Raw genomic sequence first — 15,187 nt, 5'->3', positions numbered from 1 at the left:
CCCGAAAAGCGCATGCTGCGGCACTATTGCGCTATCAAAAGCACCTTCAGCCAGTCGCCTGGGCCGGAGCGACCCGAACAAACCGTCACCCCTCATACCGCCGCGACACACTGCCAGACGGCAGTGCCTGGCCCGCTTACTTCGCCAGATTCCGGAACAGCGATGGGCTTTCCGCCTGGCCGAGCCCGGTGCCTTCGGCGATCGGCAATTCGCGAGCGACGCTGCTGGACGAGACATTCGCCATCACCGAGTTGACCGGCGCCACCCCCACGGACCCGTCGCCCAGCACCGTCAGCTCGTACACCGTCCAGACATTGTTGGCGCCGGTGTAGGGCGCGGCCGGCGGCGTGAACGTGTAGGCCTGTCCATTCGAAAGCTCCAGCCGCACATTGGCATTCGATGTACCGAGGTTGCCCGAGCCCGAGTAGTGGTGCACCGAATAGCGGTAGACGCCTGGGCGCAGGGCCCCTCCTGCACCGCCCGTGCTCGCCGTGGGTGGGCAGGTCACCGTTTCCGGGCCGTAGGAGGAGATGTCATCCACGTCCAGTGCACACATGTCCCCCGAATTCTTCGAGGCAAAGTACACATGCCAGCGCGCTGCCCCGCTGGCAGCAGGTCCTGTCAGGTGCGAATCCAGATCGCGCGGGTTCTCACCCCAGGTCAGGATGGTGCGGAACTGGCCCGCAGCCAAGCCACCCGCACTGCCACTGGCCGGCGACAGGGCTACCGCCACCTGGTTGGGCGCAGCGCAGTTGAGCAGCACGGTCTGGTTGGCGGGCGAGTAATTGGGCGCCGTCGTGGTCACCGTGAAGAAACCCTGGGCCAGCCCCGTGAACGAGGCCACGCCCTGTGCATTGGTGGTCGCCGAGCGCGTGCCCAGCGTGACCGACGCATTGACCAGCGGCTGGTTCGCGCCCCGCAGGGCGTCGAACACCGTCACCTGTGCGCTGGCGCACTGCACCGCACCCGACCCGCCGGTCTGCTGCAGGCCCACAGGCACCAGGTGCAAGGTGGTGGGGTCAAAGCGGAACAGGATGTTGTAGTTGGACTCCACCGTGGTGGTGGTGCCGGGCTGCTGCGGATTGGCCACCGGCACCAGCAGGCGCAGGTTTTCCAGCAGCACGTCCGTCTGGTTGACACCTGCACCGCGGGTGCCCGAGAAATCGATGACCTGCGCCTGCGCCCCCAGTGCCAGAGCAGCGGTTGCTGCGACGATGGCGCCACGCGCCCATTGGGCAATGCCGTATGTGTTCATGAAACCTGCCTCTCGTTGATAGGACGCGAAGCGTAGGGGATTGCAGCCCTCCGCTCTCCACATGACATCGATGCAAAAGAACCCCCTTGAGAACAGTAGGCCACCAAAGCAAAAGAAACAAGGTATTTACATCCAAATGGTTGATCCGCCCTGTTTCAAATTGATGGCCCAGGCAACGATTGGGCACAAATTAATGGGGATGGGCGCATGCGATCAGCGCATCGACCCCTTGGGTAACAATCAAGCGCCCTCCCTGACAATCCACCGGACCACCCACTTGCATAAGTTTTTGACGCATCCCATCGCAGTGCTTGTACTGGTCGTTGGCGCAGTGTTTGCGCTCTACGGCGACATCCCGCAACTGTGGTGGTGCTGTGATGATCCAGCCATCTTGCTGCACGCCCAGAAGTACACGCCGCTGGAGTACTTCACCGTGCCGCAGGCGTGGCGGGCCCTGGTCCCTTTCAGCCTCACCCCCTGGCTTTCGCTGGTCTATGACCTGGACATCGCACTGTTCGGCTATGAGCCCCGGGGCTTCTTTGTCCACCACCTGTTGACGCTGGCCGGGTGCGCATGGCTGCTGCACCGCATTGCTGCGCGCTGGACCGGTGAGATCGCGGCGCTTGTGGCACCGGCCATGTTCCTGGTGGGCACGCCGGTGGCCCAGGCGACGCAACTGCTCATGGTGCGGCACTACCTGGAAGGCCTGCTGTTCTTTCTGCTGGCCATCTGGTGGGCTGTTCGCGCGCTGGACGGCGGCCCCCGGCCATTGCGGTGGCTCGCCACCCTCGCCTTTGCCGTGTCCATCACCGCCAAGGAGATTTTCATCCCCCTGGGGTTCATTCCCTTTCTGCTGCCGCTGGGCAGCTTCCGGCAGCGCCTGGCGGTGGCCTGGCCCTGGCTGGTCGTCATCGCACTGTACGTTGCCTGGCGAGGCTTCATGCTGGGCAACTTTGTGGGCGGATACCGGCCCGCCGCGGACATTGCCGGCAACCTGCTTGCCGACACCGTGACGGCGTTTGCCGCCGTTCCGGCGATGTTGTGGAGCGCTCCGCTGGTGGCGACTGCGGGCCTTGCGGCACTGGCAGCTGCGGCCGCGTGGCGGCACGGAAAGCCCCCGGGCGTGCTGCTGCTTTTCTGGGTCGTTTTGCTGCCCACATGGCTCTTTGCGCCACTGCTGCCTCTGGTGCGCCTGCCGGGCCTGGCCGAGCGGTACTTCATCATTCCATGGGCCGCGCTCTCCTTGATCTGCACGCTGGCGCTGGCGTATGCATGGCGGGAGCGACCCCGGTGGGTGCAGGCGGGGCTCCTCGCGGCCGTACTGGCCGTGTCGGTGCCCGGCTGGCTGCTGTCCAGCCCTTCAGCGCACGCCGCAGTGCGCAACAACACGCTGTTTCGAGCCATCGGCACGGCCTACCTGGAGCGCGACGCAGCCACTGCCATCTGGGGAGACCCGGGCGTGCCCGCCTGGTTTGTGCATGGGCTCGAGCGCCTGCGCCCCGCCATGGGGCGCACTGGCCCGCCGCCGCTGTCGGTGGCCGACGAGTCGGATCTGGCCGGTCGCCCACCCGCCCAGCTCCCCCAGCAGGTACTGCGCTACAGCGGCAGCGTGCTGGGCATGGAAGACATCCGTGCCGACGTGCCGGCCATGCTGCAACGCTGGCATGCGCGCCTGACCCCCGCCACCCTGGCCGTGGACGTCGGCTATGACACCAAGCACAGGGTTTTGGCATGGAAGCTGGAAGCGCCGGCAGGTGCCAGCTTTGCCCTGCTCTCCAACGGGAATGCGACGGCCGTGCCAGACCAGGGCCAACTCCGTGTGGAGCAGCAGCCGCAGGGCTGCTTTCGCATTCGCGTGGCGCACGCGGATGGACGGCTGTCCTACTCGCCCTTGCTGCCCTGGCCTGCGGCCCCCAGCCCGGAACACACTACCTCCGCATCCACGGCAACGGCCCGCACCCGTTGGGCCGGACCTGGAGACCTGTTCGAGACCAGCCCACCCGCTCCATGCCCGGCGCAGGCCAACAGCGCCCCTCCCGGATAAAGCGGGAAGTCTCCCCTCTCGGACACCGCCACGACCGCGGGGCAGGCGTTCGAACCCTGCAAAGACTGCACGCCCGCCCTCGCATGCCACACGAGGCGAAATGGCCCTAACGCATTCGCTTTATTTTTACAAAGCACTTGCTTGCTAAAAATAAAGTGTTTTGCTATCGTGCGCAGCATGGAATCCCCCGCTACCCGGCGCAAACGTCCCTCGGCCACCCTGGCCCCTGAAGCCCCTCCCACGCCCGTTGCCCGCCCTCGCAAGGCCCCGGTGGCCACCACGGACGAACCCCGGCGCCCACGCGGCCGCCCGCGCAAGACCGCCGAAGCAGTCGACGACGGCAACCGCCGCCGCAAGCTCATGGACGGTGCCGCCAAGCTGTTTCTGACCAAGGGCTTTGCGGCCACCACCACGCGCGACATCGCGGCGGCCGCCGGCATGCACAGCGGCTCGCCCTTCTACCATTTCGAAAGCAAGGGGGCCCTGCTCCACGCCGTGATGAACGAAGGCATGGTCATGGCCCTGCAAAGCCAGCAGCAGGCGCTGGCCGCCCTGCCCGCAACCGCCACGCCGCGAGAGCAGCTGCGGGTGCTGATCCGCCACCATTTCGAGATCCTGCTGGGCCCGCGCAGCGGCTTCATCCCGGTGATGCTCTACGAATGGCGCTCGCTGACACCCGCACAGCGCAAAGGCATCGGCCGCGTCAAGGACGCCTACGAGGCCGCTTGGATGCCCACCCTGGAAGCCCTGTCCCGGCAGGGCGCACTGCAGGCCGCTCCCAGCGTGGCGCGCCTGTTCCTCTTTGGCGCCCTCAATTGGGCCGTGCAATGGTTTGCCCCCAAGGGCGGCAAGTCGCTGGACGAGCTCACCGCCGAGGCGCTCGCACTGTTCATTCGGGAGGCATGAGCCATGTACCAGAGCGTGTTTGCCCCGGACCTCTTTGCGGGACAGGTGGTGATCATCACCGGCGGCGGCTCGGGCATCGGCCGCTGCACCGCGCATGAACTGGCCCGGCTGGGGGCACAGGTGGTGCTGGTCGGGCGCAAGGCCGACAAACTCCAGTCGGTGCAAGCGGAAATTACCGCAGACGGCGGGCGGGCTTCCTGGCATGCCTGCGACATCCGCTCCGAGGAAGCCGTGGGCATCGTCGTGCAGCAGGCCCTGGCCGAGCACGGCCGCATCGACGCGCTGGTGAACAACGCGGGCGGCCAGTTCATGGCGCCGCTGGCCACCATTTCCGCCAAGGGCTGGGAAGCGGTGCTGAACACCAACCTGACCGGCGGCTTCCTGATGGCGCGCGAGTGCCACCGGCAGTGGATGCAGGCCCAGGGCGGCAGCATCGTCAACATCGTGGCCGACATGTGGGGCTCCATGCCGGGCATGGGCCACAGCGGCGCGGCGCGTGCCGGCATGGTCAGCTTCACCGAGACCGCGGCCCTTGAATGGGCTGCAAACGGTGTGCGCGTGAATGCCGTGGCACCCGGTTACATCGCATCGAGCGGCATGGACAACTACCCCCCCGCCGCGGCCGACATGCTGCGCGCCATGCGCCACACCGTGCCGCAGGGGCGCTTCGGTACCGAGGCCGAGATTTCTGCCGCCATCGTCTTTCTGCTCAGCCCTGCCGCCAGCTTCATCAACGGGACCACCGTGCGCGTCGACGGCGCCCGCCCCCAGGCCCGCCTGGGCTGGCCCATGCAGGTACCCGATGCCGCAACGCGGCAACGGCCTGCCGTGCGGCTGTTCGAGGGCTTCCACCGCGCCCAGGTACCGCGCGTGTTTGCCGATCAACCCCAACAACGCGGAGAGGTCGAATGACGGCATTCAGCTCCCGCTTCCATGGCAGCTCACCGGATGCCCTGCGCCGCCGCAGCGCACAGTTGGCACGCCTGGAGGCCCTGCGCGCGTTGGAGGACCGCGCAGCGCAGGCCTCGGCCCGCTCCCAGCCGCAGTTCGACAAGCGCGGCCAGCTGCTGCCGCGCCAGCGTGTGGCGCTGCTGCTCGATGCCGGCACGCCCTGGCTGCCGCTGGCCACGCTGGCCGGCTACCTGCAGGACACGAAGGACCCGGCGAAGTCCGTGCCTGGTGGCGGCATCGTGGCCGGCATCGGCATGGTCTCGGGCGTGCGCTGCATGGTGGTGGCCAGTGACTCGGGCATCGAGGCCGGCGCCATCCAGCCCATGGGGCTGGAGAAGATCCTGCGCGTGCAGGAGATCGCGCTGCACAACCGCCTGCCCTTCGTGCACCTGGTCGAGAGTGCTGGCGCCAATCTCATGCGCTACCGGGTAGAGGGCTTCGTGCACGGCGGCAGCCTGTTCCGCAACCTGGCGCGGCTATCGGCAGCCGGTATACCGGTCATCACGGTGCAGCACGGCTCGGGCACGGCGGGTGGGGCTTACATGCCTGGTCTGTCGGACGTGGTGGTCATGGTGCAGGGGCGCTCACGCGCCTTTTTGGCCGGGCCACCGCTGCTCAAGGCCGCCACAGGCGAGATCGCGACCGAGGAGGAGCTGGGCGGCGCCGAGATGCACACCAGCGTCTCGGGCCTCGGAGAGTACCTGGCACAGGACGACCGCGAGGCCATTGGCATGGCGCGCGCCATTGTGGCGGCATCGGGCTGGGAGAACCCACAGGCAGCCACGCAGGCTCCGGGCCCCTCGCTCGATGCCGAAGACCTGCTGGCCCTGATGCCCGACGACCTGCGCCAGCCCGTGGACATGCGCGAGGTGATCGCGCGCATCGTGGATGGCTCCGAGCTGCTGGAGTTCAAGGCCCGCTATGGCATGGCCACCGTGTGCGCCCAGGCGCGCATCGACGGCCGCCCCGTGGGCTTCATCACCAACAATGGCCCTATCGACGTGGCGGGTGCCAACAAGGCGGCGCACTTCATCCAGCGGATGTGCCAGCTCGGCCACCCCATCGTCTACCTGCAGAACACCACCGGCTACATGGTGGGCAAGGACAGTGAGCAGGGCGGCATGATCAAGCACGGCAGCAAGATGATCCAGGCGGTGGCCAACGCCACGGTGCCGCAGATCACCATCCAGTGCGGCGCGAGCTTTGGCGCGGGCAACTACGGCATGTGCGGGCGCGGCTATGCGCCGCGCTTCCTGTTCAGCTGGCCTGGCGCCAAGACCGCCGTGATGGGCGGCGAGCAGGCAGCGCGCACCATGCAGATCGTGACCGAAGCCGCCCTGGCGCGCAAAGGCATCACGCCCGACGCGGCCGAGTCGCAGGCCCAGTTCGACAAGATCGTGGCCATGTTCGAAGCCCAGGCCGACGCCTTCTACACCAGCGGCCTGCTGCTGGACGACGGCGTGATCGACCCGCGCGACACCCGTGCCGTGCTGACCCTGTGCCTGAGCACATGTGCCGACGCACAGGCACGCACGGTCCGCCCCATGCAGTTCGGGGTGGCGCGCATGTAGGTCCCCTTTCCCGCTTTTTCTTGCACTGGTCCACACAAAAATCAACGGAGACACACCATGCATTTCACGCACGAGCACCGCGAGATCCAGAAGACTCTCAAGCGCTTCATCGACGAAGAGATCAACCCCCATGTGGACGAATGGGAGGCGGCCGAGATCTTCCCGGCGCACGAGGTCTTCAAGAAGATGGGCAAGCTCGGCCTGCTGGGCCTGTGCAAGCCTGAGGAATACGGTGGCTCGGGCCTGGACTATTCCTATTCCGTGGCCATGGCCGAGACCCTGGGCCATGTGCACTGCGGCGGCGTGCCCATGGCCATCGGCGTGCAGACGGACATGTGCACACCGGCCCTGGCGCGCCACGGCAGCGACGAGCTCAAGCGCGACTTCCTGGCCCCGGCCATCGCGGGCGATACGGTGGGTTGCATCGGCGTGAGCGAACCGGCTGCAGGCAGCGACGTCTCGGGCATCAAGACCACGGCGCGCAAGGATGGCGACGACTATGTGATCAGCGGGCAGAAGATGTGGATCACCAACAGCCTGCAGGCCGACTGGATGTGCATGCTGGTCAACACCGGCGAAGGCCCTGTGCACCGCAACAAGAGCCTGGTGATGGTGCCCCTGCGCGATGGCCCTGGCGGCCAGCTCACCAAGGGCGTGGAGGTGGCGCAGAAGATCCGCAAGATCGGCATGCACAGCAGCGATACGGGCCTGCTCTACTTCGACGAGGTGCGCGTGCCGCAGCGCTACCGCATCGGGGCCGAGGGCCAGGGTTTCATCTACCAGATGCAGCAGTTCCAGGAGGAGCGGCTGTGGTGCGCATCGAGCACGCTGGAGTCGCTGAGCAACTGCATCGGCTGGACCATCGAATGGGCGCAGGAACGCAAGCTCTTCGGCGGTGCGCTGGCCGATCAACAGTGGGTGCAGTTCAAGCTGGCCGAGCTCAAGACCGAGGTCGAGGCCCTGCGCGCCCTGACCTACCGCGCTTGCGAACTCTATGTGCGCGGCCAGGATGTGCTGGAGCTGGCCTCCATGGCCAAGCTCAAGGCCGGGCGCCTGAACCGCGAAGTGCCCGACACCTGCCTGCAGTTCTGGGGCGGCATGGGCTTCACGCTGGAGAACAAGGTCTCGCGCATGTTCCGCGACGGGCGCCTGGCCTCCATCGGCGGCGGGGCCGATGAAGTGATGCTGGGCATCCTCGCCAAGACCATGGGCATCGCCAAGCGGCCTGCCGCCCACTGAGCCAGCCAGGACACCGCATGCCCGATACCCTGTTGATCACCCGTGCGCCGCTGGGTGCCGGCCTTGCCGTCGAGACCTGGACCCTCAACGACCCAGCCAGCCGCAACGCGCTGACCGATGCCATGGTGGACGCCCTGCTGGCGGCCTGCACCCGCGCCCGCAACGATGGCGCGCTGCGCGGCGTGGTGCTGCGCGGTGCGGGCGGGCATTTCTGTGCAGGCGGCAGCCTGGGCGGCTTTGCCAAGGCCATCGGCCAGCCGCTCGGTGCGGGCATGCCCGACCCGCTGGTGCCGCTGAACCGCCGCTTCGGTACGCTGCTGCAGGCGCTGTGCGGCCTGCCCCAATGGCTGGTGATCGCGGTGCAAGGTGCCGCCATGGGCGGCGGCCTGGGCCTGGCCTGCTGCGGCGACCTGGTGCTTGCGGATGCGAATGCCCAGTTCGGGGCGCCCGAGGTCACCCTGGGTCTGGTGCCCGCACAGATTGCGCCCTTCGTGGTGCGCCGGTTGGGGCCGGCGGCGGCACGGCGCTGGCTGCTGTCGGGCGCACGCAGTGGGGCAGCCGCCGCGCAACAGGCCGGGCTGGTCGATGAGGTGGTGGACGGTCCCATGGACGAGGCCGTGCAAGCCGCCGTGCAGCGCCTGGCCAGCACGGCGCCCCAGGCCATTGCCGCCACCAAGCATCTGTTGGCGCAGGTGCAAGGCACGCTGCCCTTGCCCGCACTGCTGGACGATGCCGCACACCTGTTTGCCCATGCCCTGCGCGGGCCGGAGGCGCCGCAGGGGCTGGCCGCATTCACGGCCCGCAAGCCACCACCATGGAGCGCTTCGGCATGAAAAAAATCCTGATCGCCAACCGTGGAGAGATCGCGCGACGGATCGCCCACACGGCGCACCGCATGGGCATTGCCTCCGTGGCGGTCTACTCCGACCCCGATGCCCAGGCCCTGCATGTGCGCGAGGCCACGCAGGCCGTGGCCCTGGGAGGCAGCAGCAGTGCGGACTGCTACCTGCGCATCGACAAGCTGCTGGCGGCGGCGCGCACTACGGGTGCCGACGCTGTGCACCCGGGCTATGGCTTCCTCAGCGAGAACGCCGACTTTGCCCAGGCCGTGGTGGATGCCGGCCTCACCTGGATCGGCCCGCCACCCGCAGCCATCCGCGCGCTGGGCAGCAAGGCCGGCGCCAAGGCGCTGGCCCAGGCGCAAGGTGTGCCCTGCCTGCCCGGCTATGCAGGCAGTGACCAAAGCGACGAGCGCTTTGCCACTGAAGCGGCGCGCATCGGCTTTCCGCTGATGGTGAAGGCCGTGGCGGGCGGTGGCGGGCGCGGCATGCGGCTGGTGACCGAGGCTGCGCAGTTGTCCCCAGCGCTGGCCAGCGCACGCTCGGAAGCGCTGGCCAGCTTCGGCAATGGCGACCTGCTGGTCGAGCGCGCCCTGCTGGCCCCGCGCCATGTGGAGGTGCAGGTGTTTGCCGATACACACGGCCACTGCATCCACCTGGGCGAGCGCGATTGCTCGGTGCAACGGCGGCACCAGAAACTCATCGAGGAGTCGCCGAGCCCCGCTGTCGACGCCGCCCTGCGCGAGCGCATGGGCGCCTGCGCGGTGGCACTGGCACAGGCCGCGGGGTACGTGGGTGCAGGCACCGTGGAATTTCTGCTCGACGGGGAGCACGGCGACTTCTACCTGATGGAGATGAACACCCGTCTGCAAGTGGAGCACCCTGTGACCGAGGCGCTCACGGGCCTGGACCTGGTGGAGTGGCAGATCCGCGTGGCGCGCGGCGAGCCCCTTCCCCTCGCGCAAGAACAAGTGGCGCTCGACGGCCATGCCATCGAGGTGCGGTTGTGTGCGGAGGACGCGCATTTCACGCCGCACACGGGACGGGTGCTGCACTTCGAGGCGCCCCCGGCGACCGCATTCGAGACCGCGCCGCTGGGCGGCCTGCGCTTTGACCACGCGCTGGAAGCAGGCACCGAGGTCACGCCCCACTACGACGCCATGCTGGGCAAGCTCATCGTGCATGCCGCCACGCGCGGCGAGGCCATCGATGCGCTGGTGCGCGCCCTGCATGGCACCACCTTGCTCGGGCTGCCCAGCAACCGCGCCTTGCTGGCGGCTTGCCTCGACCACCCGCAGTTCCGCGCCGGGCAGGCGCGCGTGCCCTTTCTCTCGCACCAAGGCGACGCCCTGCGCGCCACGCTGCGCGCGCACGAAGAAACGGCGCTGCTGCCCAGCGCCATGGCGGCCTTGTTCCCGCCCCGCGCCACCACCCTGCCCTGCCGCTTTGCACGCCCCATGCGGCTGCGCTACCAGGGCGAGGTGCTGCCCATCGCCGTGCGTGAAACGACCCCCGGGCGCTTGCTGGTGGACCCCAAGGCCGAGGCGCAGCCCATGGCCATGGCACTGACCCTCTTGCCCGATGGCCGCGTGCAATGCCTGGTGGATGGTGTCGCGCACAAGGTGCGCACGGCCACTGTGGCCCCCCACCGCTGGCACTGGCAGGCCAGTGGCGTGGATGGGTGGGTGGAAGACGCCTCATGGGAGCCCGCCGCACGCGCAGGCGCGGCCAGTGGCGCCAATGAACTGCGGGCCCCCTTCAACGGCCGCGTGGTGGCCGCGCCCGTGACGGCAGGCGTGGCCCTGCAGGCCGGCGAAACGGTGGTGGTGCTCGAATCCATGAAGCTGGAACACAGCCTTGCTTGCCCGGCCGCGGTGACGGTGACCGAGCTGCTGGTGGCGCCAGGCCAGCAGGTCGCACCGGGCCAGGTGCTGGCGCGCTTTGCGGCGCAGGAGGCGTGAGGCCATGCTGCTTTCACAGGACGACGAAGACCTGCACGCCGACCGCGCAGCCTTGACCGACACGGTCACGCGCTTTGCCCGCACCGAGATCGCCCCGCATGTGGACGCCTGGGACGCCGCGGGCGAGTTCCCGCGTGCGCTGTACCGCCGTGCGGGCGAACTGGGCCTGCTGGGCCTGGGCTACCCCGAGCAGTACGGCGGCACGCCCGCCAGCTACGCGCTGCGCCTGCCGCTGTGGCAGGCCCTGTGCCGCCATGGCACCAGTGGCGGCGTGCTGGCCAGCCTGCTGTCGCACAACATCGGCCTGCCACCGGTGCTGGCGCACGGCAGCGATGCGGTGCGCGATGAGGTGATTCCACCGGTGCTGGCCGGCGAACGCATTGCCGCGCTGGCCATCACCGAGCCCGGCGGCGGCTCCGATGTGGCACAGCTGGCCACCACCGCGCGGCGCGAGGGCGATGAGTACGTGGTCAATGGCGAGAAGGTGTTCATCACCTCGGGCATGCGCGCCGACTGGATCACCGTGGCCGTGCGCACGGGCGAGCCCGGCAGCCGGGGCAGCGGCGGCATATCGATGCTGCTGGTGCCCGGCCACAGCGCCGGCCTGTCGCGCAGCGCACTGGCCAAGATGGGCTGGCTGTGTTCTGACACCGCCCACCTGCGCTTCGACAATGTGCGCGTGCCAGCACGCTACCTGTTGGGTGCCGAGGGCGACGGGTTTCGCACCATCATGGGCAACTTCAATGGCGAGCGCTTTGGCCTGGCGGCATCGGCCCTGGGTTTTGCCGAGGCCTGTTACGACGAGGCCCTGGCCTGGGCGCGCCAGCGCAAGACCTTCGGCGCCCCTCTGGTCAGCCACCAGGTCATACGCCACAAGCTGGTGGACATGCAGATGCGCATGCACTCCACAGCCGCCTGGCTCGAAGCTGTGGCCGCGCAGGCCGACGCGGGCCACACGGGTGCCGAGTGGGTGGCCCAGGTCTGCCTGCTCAAGAACCACGCCACCCAGACCATGCAGTTCTGCGCCGACCAGGCCGTGCAGATCCTGGGCGGCATGGGCTATATGCGCGGCACCGTGAGCGAACGCATCTACCGCGAGGTCAAGGTCATGATGATCGGCGGCGGCGCCGAGGAAATCATGAAAGACCTGGCGGCGCGCCAGCTCGGAATCTGAGGACACCCACCATGACGACCCCCCACTCCGACAAAGCCATCATCACCTGCGCCATCACCGGCGTGCTGACCGACCCCACCCAGCACCATGTGCCCGTGACGCCCGAGCAACTGGCGCGCGAGGCGCGCCGTGCGGTGGACGCAGGTGCCGCCGTGGTGCATGTGCACTTTCGCCAGCAGGAGGCGGGCAAGGGCCATCTGCCCTCGTGGGACCCGCAGGTGGCGCGCGACTGCGTGCAGGCCATGCGCGAGGAATGCCCTGGCCTTGTCATCAACCAGACCACCGGCGTGGTGGGCCCGCACTACCAGGGCCCGCTCGACTGCCTGCGCGCCACCCGGCCCGAAATGGCGGCCTGCAATGCTGGCTCGCTCAACTACCTCAAGGTGCGCAGCAACGGCACCTGGGCCTGGCCGCCCATGCTGTTCGACAACCAGCCCGCCAAGGTCAAGGACTTCATCGACGTGATGCTGGAGACGGGCACCCTGCCCGAGTTCGAATGCTTCGACGTGGGCATCGTGCGCTGCGTGGAGATGTATGTGCAGACCGGCATGTACACCGAGCGCCTGCCCGAATACAACTTTGTGATGGGGGTCGAATCGGGCATGCCGGCCGACCCGGACCTGCTGCCCATTCTGCTCAAGCTCAAGATCCAGGATGCGCCCTGGCAGGCCACCGTGATCGGCCGCCAGGAGATCTGGCCTGTGCACCAGCGCGTGGCCGAACTGGGTGGCCACTTGCGCACGGGGCTGGAAGATACGTTCTATTTGCCCGACGGCAGCAAGGCCACATCGAATGGGCCGTTGATTGAGCGGCTGGCCCAGTATGCGCGCAAAGCAGGGCGCAGCGTGGCGTCGCCGCAGGAGGCGCGGGAGCTGCTGGGCTTGCAGGCATCCATCGCTTGATGGAGCCGAGGACGCCCAGTCTCCCGAGAGAAAGAAAGTCGCTCTCAGACCAGCAATGCGCCGGTTACATCCGTGGGGGCTGCAGCACCCACCAGTTGTACCGTTGCCGCGTCGACCGGTTGGTGCTCCACTGCGGAACTCCAGCCGGCAGCGCCCCTGGGCGAAGGGGTGCCGTTGGCCGAGTTGGTGGAGTACATGTACGCGTCCGCGATCTCCTTGGCCCATGCAGCGGCGGGGGCGTTGAAGTAAGCCAGCTCACCGGTAGCGTTTTCCAGGCCCAGCAGCGCATGGCCCAATTGCACCGCCACAATGCCGACATTCTCCTTGCCCACGGCGTCCAGGTACGAGACCAGCGAGCCTTGCAGGCCGATGTCGTACGACAGTCCCATGTTGGTCACGATCTTCAACGCCAGGGCGCCCGACGACAGGTGCTGGTAATTGGCGCCGAACTGGAAGGCATAGGCCTCCCAGCTCTGCGGTGAGAAACCAGCAGCCATCTTCTGCTGGTAGAAAACCGTGCTGGAGGGGGATTGGTCGTTGAACGCGCGGTTCAGGATGGTGACTTCGAGTTCGGCAGAGAGTGCAACGGCCACAAACAGCTCCAAAAAATGTGAAACCTGCAGAGCATAGGGCCTATGGGCTCGTGCTTACAAGAAAACATTGCTCGCCAATTTGGGCCATGGACATCGGCCCCAGCCCTTGGCGACTGGTTGGGCAGGTGCTCCGTGTTGCGGCGAGACGGCAGCGCCAGTGCCTTGGACAGCCGGCGAAGCCACCTCCAACGATGGCCGGCTTCAGATCACTTGCAGGGCCTTCAGCATCGGCACATGCTTTTGGGCAAATGCATTGGCCAGTTCCATCAATTCGGCCACATTTTCCTCCGGGGTTTCCAGTGCCTTGCCCGACTTGACCAGCTTGTGTCCCTGCAGGCTGAGGATCTGCCACGCCAGTTGCGCCCATTCGGCTGGTTGCTTCTTTCCCTGCGCCATGGCCAGCAGAAAGAACTGCTGCGTGCGGCCGACGGCAATGCCGCCGCCAGTCACCGGGCTGGCCAGAAAGCCCACGTCGTTGCTGCCCCGCGACTGGTTGACCAGCCAGGTGTTGAGCTTGTCGGTGGACTTGCGCAGCTTGGGCACCACAGCATCTTCCTGCACGGGCGCCAGGTGCCCTGCCCCGGCACCAGCCAGCACCATCACGGACTGCTGGATTTGCGCGAAGTTGATGCCCTTGCCCTGCAAGGCCTGCTCCATCTGCCCCAGCGTGCGCGGCTTGTGGTCAGCCATCAGTTCCAGCAGCGGCGCATAGATCACTTCATTGAGCGTGACCTCACCCACCGCACCCGTCATCTTGAGGGAAACATCTGCGTGGTGGGTCACCAGCACCACTTTCAGTGAGCGCAGTGCCTCCGCCTGGTCAATGGCATTGAGCCTGCGCGCCCCCTTGACCCAGTAGTCGCGCCGGAACTGCTGGTTGACGATGAAATCGCGTGTGCTCTCGCGCAGATTGACATCGGGAATGCCTTTCAGGAACTGCTGCTGCTCGGCATTCAAGTTCAATGCATCGACATGGTCAAGTACATGTGCCGTGCAAGCGAACTGCACTTTGGCTGGCTCCAGCCACTCGGCCATGGTGGCAAAGTGCATGGGCACCCAGTCGCGGTTGAAGTACTCGTGCGCCAGGTACTGCTTGGGCAAGGTCTTGAGCCGGGTCATTCGCTCCGCGACGGACGTATTGACCCGGCTGTAAAGCGGGTTGGTGGCCAGCAACTTCTCGGCAAAATCCACCGCCCCGTCAATGCGATTCAGGGTGCCGCTGCCTTCGGCGCCCATCACAGCGGCATGCTGTGACAGCAGGTGGCGCATGGGCGCAAAGGCGGCCCAGCCGGGCAAGGTGTTGTAGCTGATGTAGAGCACGCCGCCCACCTTGAGCCGGGTGCGGATGAACTCCACGATGACGGCACGGTTCTCGTCGCTGATCCAGCTCCATATGCCATGCAGGCCGATGTAGTCGAACTGCGGCAGGTCGGTGCGGCGGGCAAATTCATCAAAGGCCTGGTCGTACAGGCGCGCCCCTGAGCCGGACACGGCCGCCAATTGCTGCGCATAGCCGGCCTGCGCCGGATTGAAATCCGTTCCATGCCATTCGACCACACTGGCCGCCGCATGCATGCCCACACTGAGGCCCTGGCCAAAGCCCAGTTCGCAGGCTGCCCCCACTTCAGGGAACACCAGGCCCTGGTTCAAGAAAGCCAGTTTGACCCGCAGGGGATTGAGCTCGGGGTAGTAGCCGTAGGTATAGCCAATGTCGGCCACATAGCCGGCGGTCCAATCTGACATGCGGTGCCT

The 15,187-nt window shown here is 67.2% G+C and carries 12 protein-coding genes; 9 read left to right on the top strand and 3 right to left on the bottom strand.

All coding sequences use genetic code 11. The features are described from left to right. Nucleotides 1-136 precede the first annotated feature (136 nt). On the bottom strand, nt 137-1,255 hold the full coding sequence (locus AC3WOH_RS04165; protein ID WP_492228143.1) for a carboxypeptidase regulatory-like domain-containing protein: 1,119 nt from the start codon (nt 1,253-1,255) through the stop codon (nt 137-139). Between the two features lie 70 nt (nt 1,256-1,325). Between AC3WOH_RS04165 and AC3WOH_RS04160 the strand changes: the two genes are divergently transcribed. From AC3WOH_RS04160 to AC3WOH_RS04120, 9 genes are all read left to right on the top strand, one after another. After that, nucleotides 1,326-3,299, top strand: coding sequence for a glycosyltransferase family protein (locus AC3WOH_RS04160; protein ID WP_492228142.1), 1,974 nt, complete (start codon nt 1,326-1,328; stop codon nt 3,297-3,299). Nucleotides 3,300-3,476: 177 nt separating this feature from the next. Continuing rightward, nucleotides 3,477-4,205 carry a TetR/AcrR family transcriptional regulator gene (locus AC3WOH_RS04155; RefSeq protein WP_492228141.1) on the top strand — a complete coding sequence of 243 codons (729 nt, stop codon included), beginning with the start codon at nt 3,477-3,479 and terminating at the stop codon, nt 4,203-4,205. Between the two features lie 3 nt (nt 4,206-4,208). Next, on the top strand, nt 4,209-5,117 hold the full coding sequence (locus AC3WOH_RS04150) for an SDR family oxidoreductase (RefSeq protein ID WP_492228140.1): 909 nt from the start codon (nt 4,209-4,211) through the stop codon (nt 5,115-5,117). After that, entirely contained in the window at nt 5,114-6,727 is a 1,614-nt protein-coding gene (locus tag AC3WOH_RS04145) for an acyl-CoA carboxylase subunit beta (RefSeq protein WP_492228139.1), read from the top strand. The genes AC3WOH_RS04150 and AC3WOH_RS04145 overlap by 4 nt, the downstream gene beginning before the upstream one ends. Nucleotides 6,728-6,784: 57 nt before the next feature. Further along, nucleotides 6,785-7,966, top strand: a complete 1,182-nt coding sequence (locus tag AC3WOH_RS04140) for an acyl-CoA dehydrogenase family protein (protein ID WP_492228138.1) — start codon at nt 6,785-6,787, stop codon at nt 7,964-7,966. 17 nt (nt 7,967-7,983) lie between these two features. Next, nucleotides 7,984-8,799 (top strand): enoyl-CoA hydratase/isomerase family protein, encoded by an 816-nt coding sequence (locus tag AC3WOH_RS04135; protein ID WP_492228137.1) that lies wholly within the window; start codon nt 7,984-7,986, stop codon nt 8,797-8,799. Further along, nucleotides 8,796-10,766: an acetyl/propionyl/methylcrotonyl-CoA carboxylase subunit alpha gene (locus AC3WOH_RS04130; RefSeq protein WP_492228136.1), complete on the top strand. Its 1,971-nt coding sequence runs from the start codon at nt 8,796-8,798 to the stop codon at nt 10,764-10,766. Before AC3WOH_RS04135 ends, AC3WOH_RS04130 begins: the two co-directional genes overlap by 4 nt. Nucleotides 10,767-10,770: 4 nt before the next feature. Beyond that, nucleotides 10,771-11,940, top strand: coding sequence for an acyl-CoA dehydrogenase family protein (locus tag AC3WOH_RS04125; protein WP_492228135.1), 1,170 nt, complete (start codon nt 10,771-10,773; stop codon nt 11,938-11,940). An 11-nt stretch (nt 11,941-11,951) separates the two neighbouring features. Then, the gene (locus AC3WOH_RS04120; protein WP_492228134.1) at nt 11,952-12,842 is read left to right on the top strand and encodes a beta-keto acid cleavage family enzyme; all 891 of its coding nucleotides are present in this window, start codon (nt 11,952-11,954) and stop codon (nt 12,840-12,842) included. Between the two features lie 44 nt (nt 12,843-12,886). Here the strand turns inward: AC3WOH_RS04120 and AC3WOH_RS04115 are convergent, their stop codons facing one another. Both AC3WOH_RS04115 and AC3WOH_RS04110 read right to left on the bottom strand, forming a co-directional pair. After that, the gene (locus tag AC3WOH_RS04115) at nt 12,887-13,435 is read right to left on the bottom strand and encodes a hypothetical protein (RefSeq protein WP_492228133.1); all 549 of its coding nucleotides are present in this window, start codon (nt 13,433-13,435) and stop codon (nt 12,887-12,889) included. A 201-nt stretch (nt 13,436-13,636) separates the two neighbouring features. Continuing rightward, nucleotides 13,637-15,178 carry a methyltransferase regulatory domain-containing protein gene (locus tag AC3WOH_RS04110; RefSeq protein ID WP_492228132.1) on the bottom strand — a complete coding sequence of 514 codons (1,542 nt, stop codon included), beginning with the start codon at nt 15,176-15,178 and terminating at the stop codon, nt 13,637-13,639. Between the last annotated feature and the right edge of the window lie 9 nt (nt 15,179-15,187).

It is taken from the genome of Acidovorax sp. FW305-C-20-28, from assembly GCF_058783375.1.
This window is presented reverse-complemented; position numbering and strand designations above follow the sequence as displayed.

What these genes read in the sequence shown, in the direction of transcription:
- AC3WOH_RS04160 (WP_492228142.1), top strand. Translation starts at nt 1,326, where the DNA reads ATGCAAAAGAACCCCCTTGAGAACAGTAGGCCACCAAAGCAAAAGAAA.
- AC3WOH_RS04135 (WP_492228137.1), top strand. Translation starts at nt 7,984, where the DNA reads ATGCCCGATACCCTGTTGATCACCCGTGCGCCGCTGGGTGCCGGCCTT.
- AC3WOH_RS04110 (WP_492228132.1), bottom strand. Translation starts at nt 15,178, where the DNA reads ATGTCAGATTGGACCGCCGGCTATGTGGCCGACATTGGCTATACCTAC.
- AC3WOH_RS04165 (WP_492228143.1), bottom strand. Translation starts at nt 1,255, where the DNA reads ATGAACACATACGGCATTGCCCAATGGGCGCGTGGCGCCATCGTCGCA.
- AC3WOH_RS04150 (WP_492228140.1), top strand. Translation starts at nt 4,209, where the DNA reads ATGTACCAGAGCGTGTTTGCCCCGGACCTCTTTGCGGGACAGGTGGTG.
- AC3WOH_RS04120 (WP_492228134.1), top strand. Translation starts at nt 11,952, where the DNA reads ATGACGACCCCCCACTCCGACAAAGCCATCATCACCTGCGCCATCACC.
- AC3WOH_RS04140 (WP_492228138.1), top strand. Translation starts at nt 6,785, where the DNA reads ATGCATTTCACGCACGAGCACCGCGAGATCCAGAAGACTCTCAAGCGC.
- AC3WOH_RS04130 (WP_492228136.1), top strand. Translation starts at nt 8,796, where the DNA reads ATGAAAAAAATCCTGATCGCCAACCGTGGAGAGATCGCGCGACGGATC.
- AC3WOH_RS04145 (WP_492228139.1), top strand. Translation starts at nt 5,114, where the DNA reads ATGACGGCATTCAGCTCCCGCTTCCATGGCAGCTCACCGGATGCCCTG.
- AC3WOH_RS04155 (WP_492228141.1), top strand. Translation starts at nt 3,477, where the DNA reads ATGGAATCCCCCGCTACCCGGCGCAAACGTCCCTCGGCCACCCTGGCC.
- AC3WOH_RS04125 (WP_492228135.1), top strand. Translation starts at nt 10,771, where the DNA reads ATGCTGCTTTCACAGGACGACGAAGACCTGCACGCCGACCGCGCAGCC.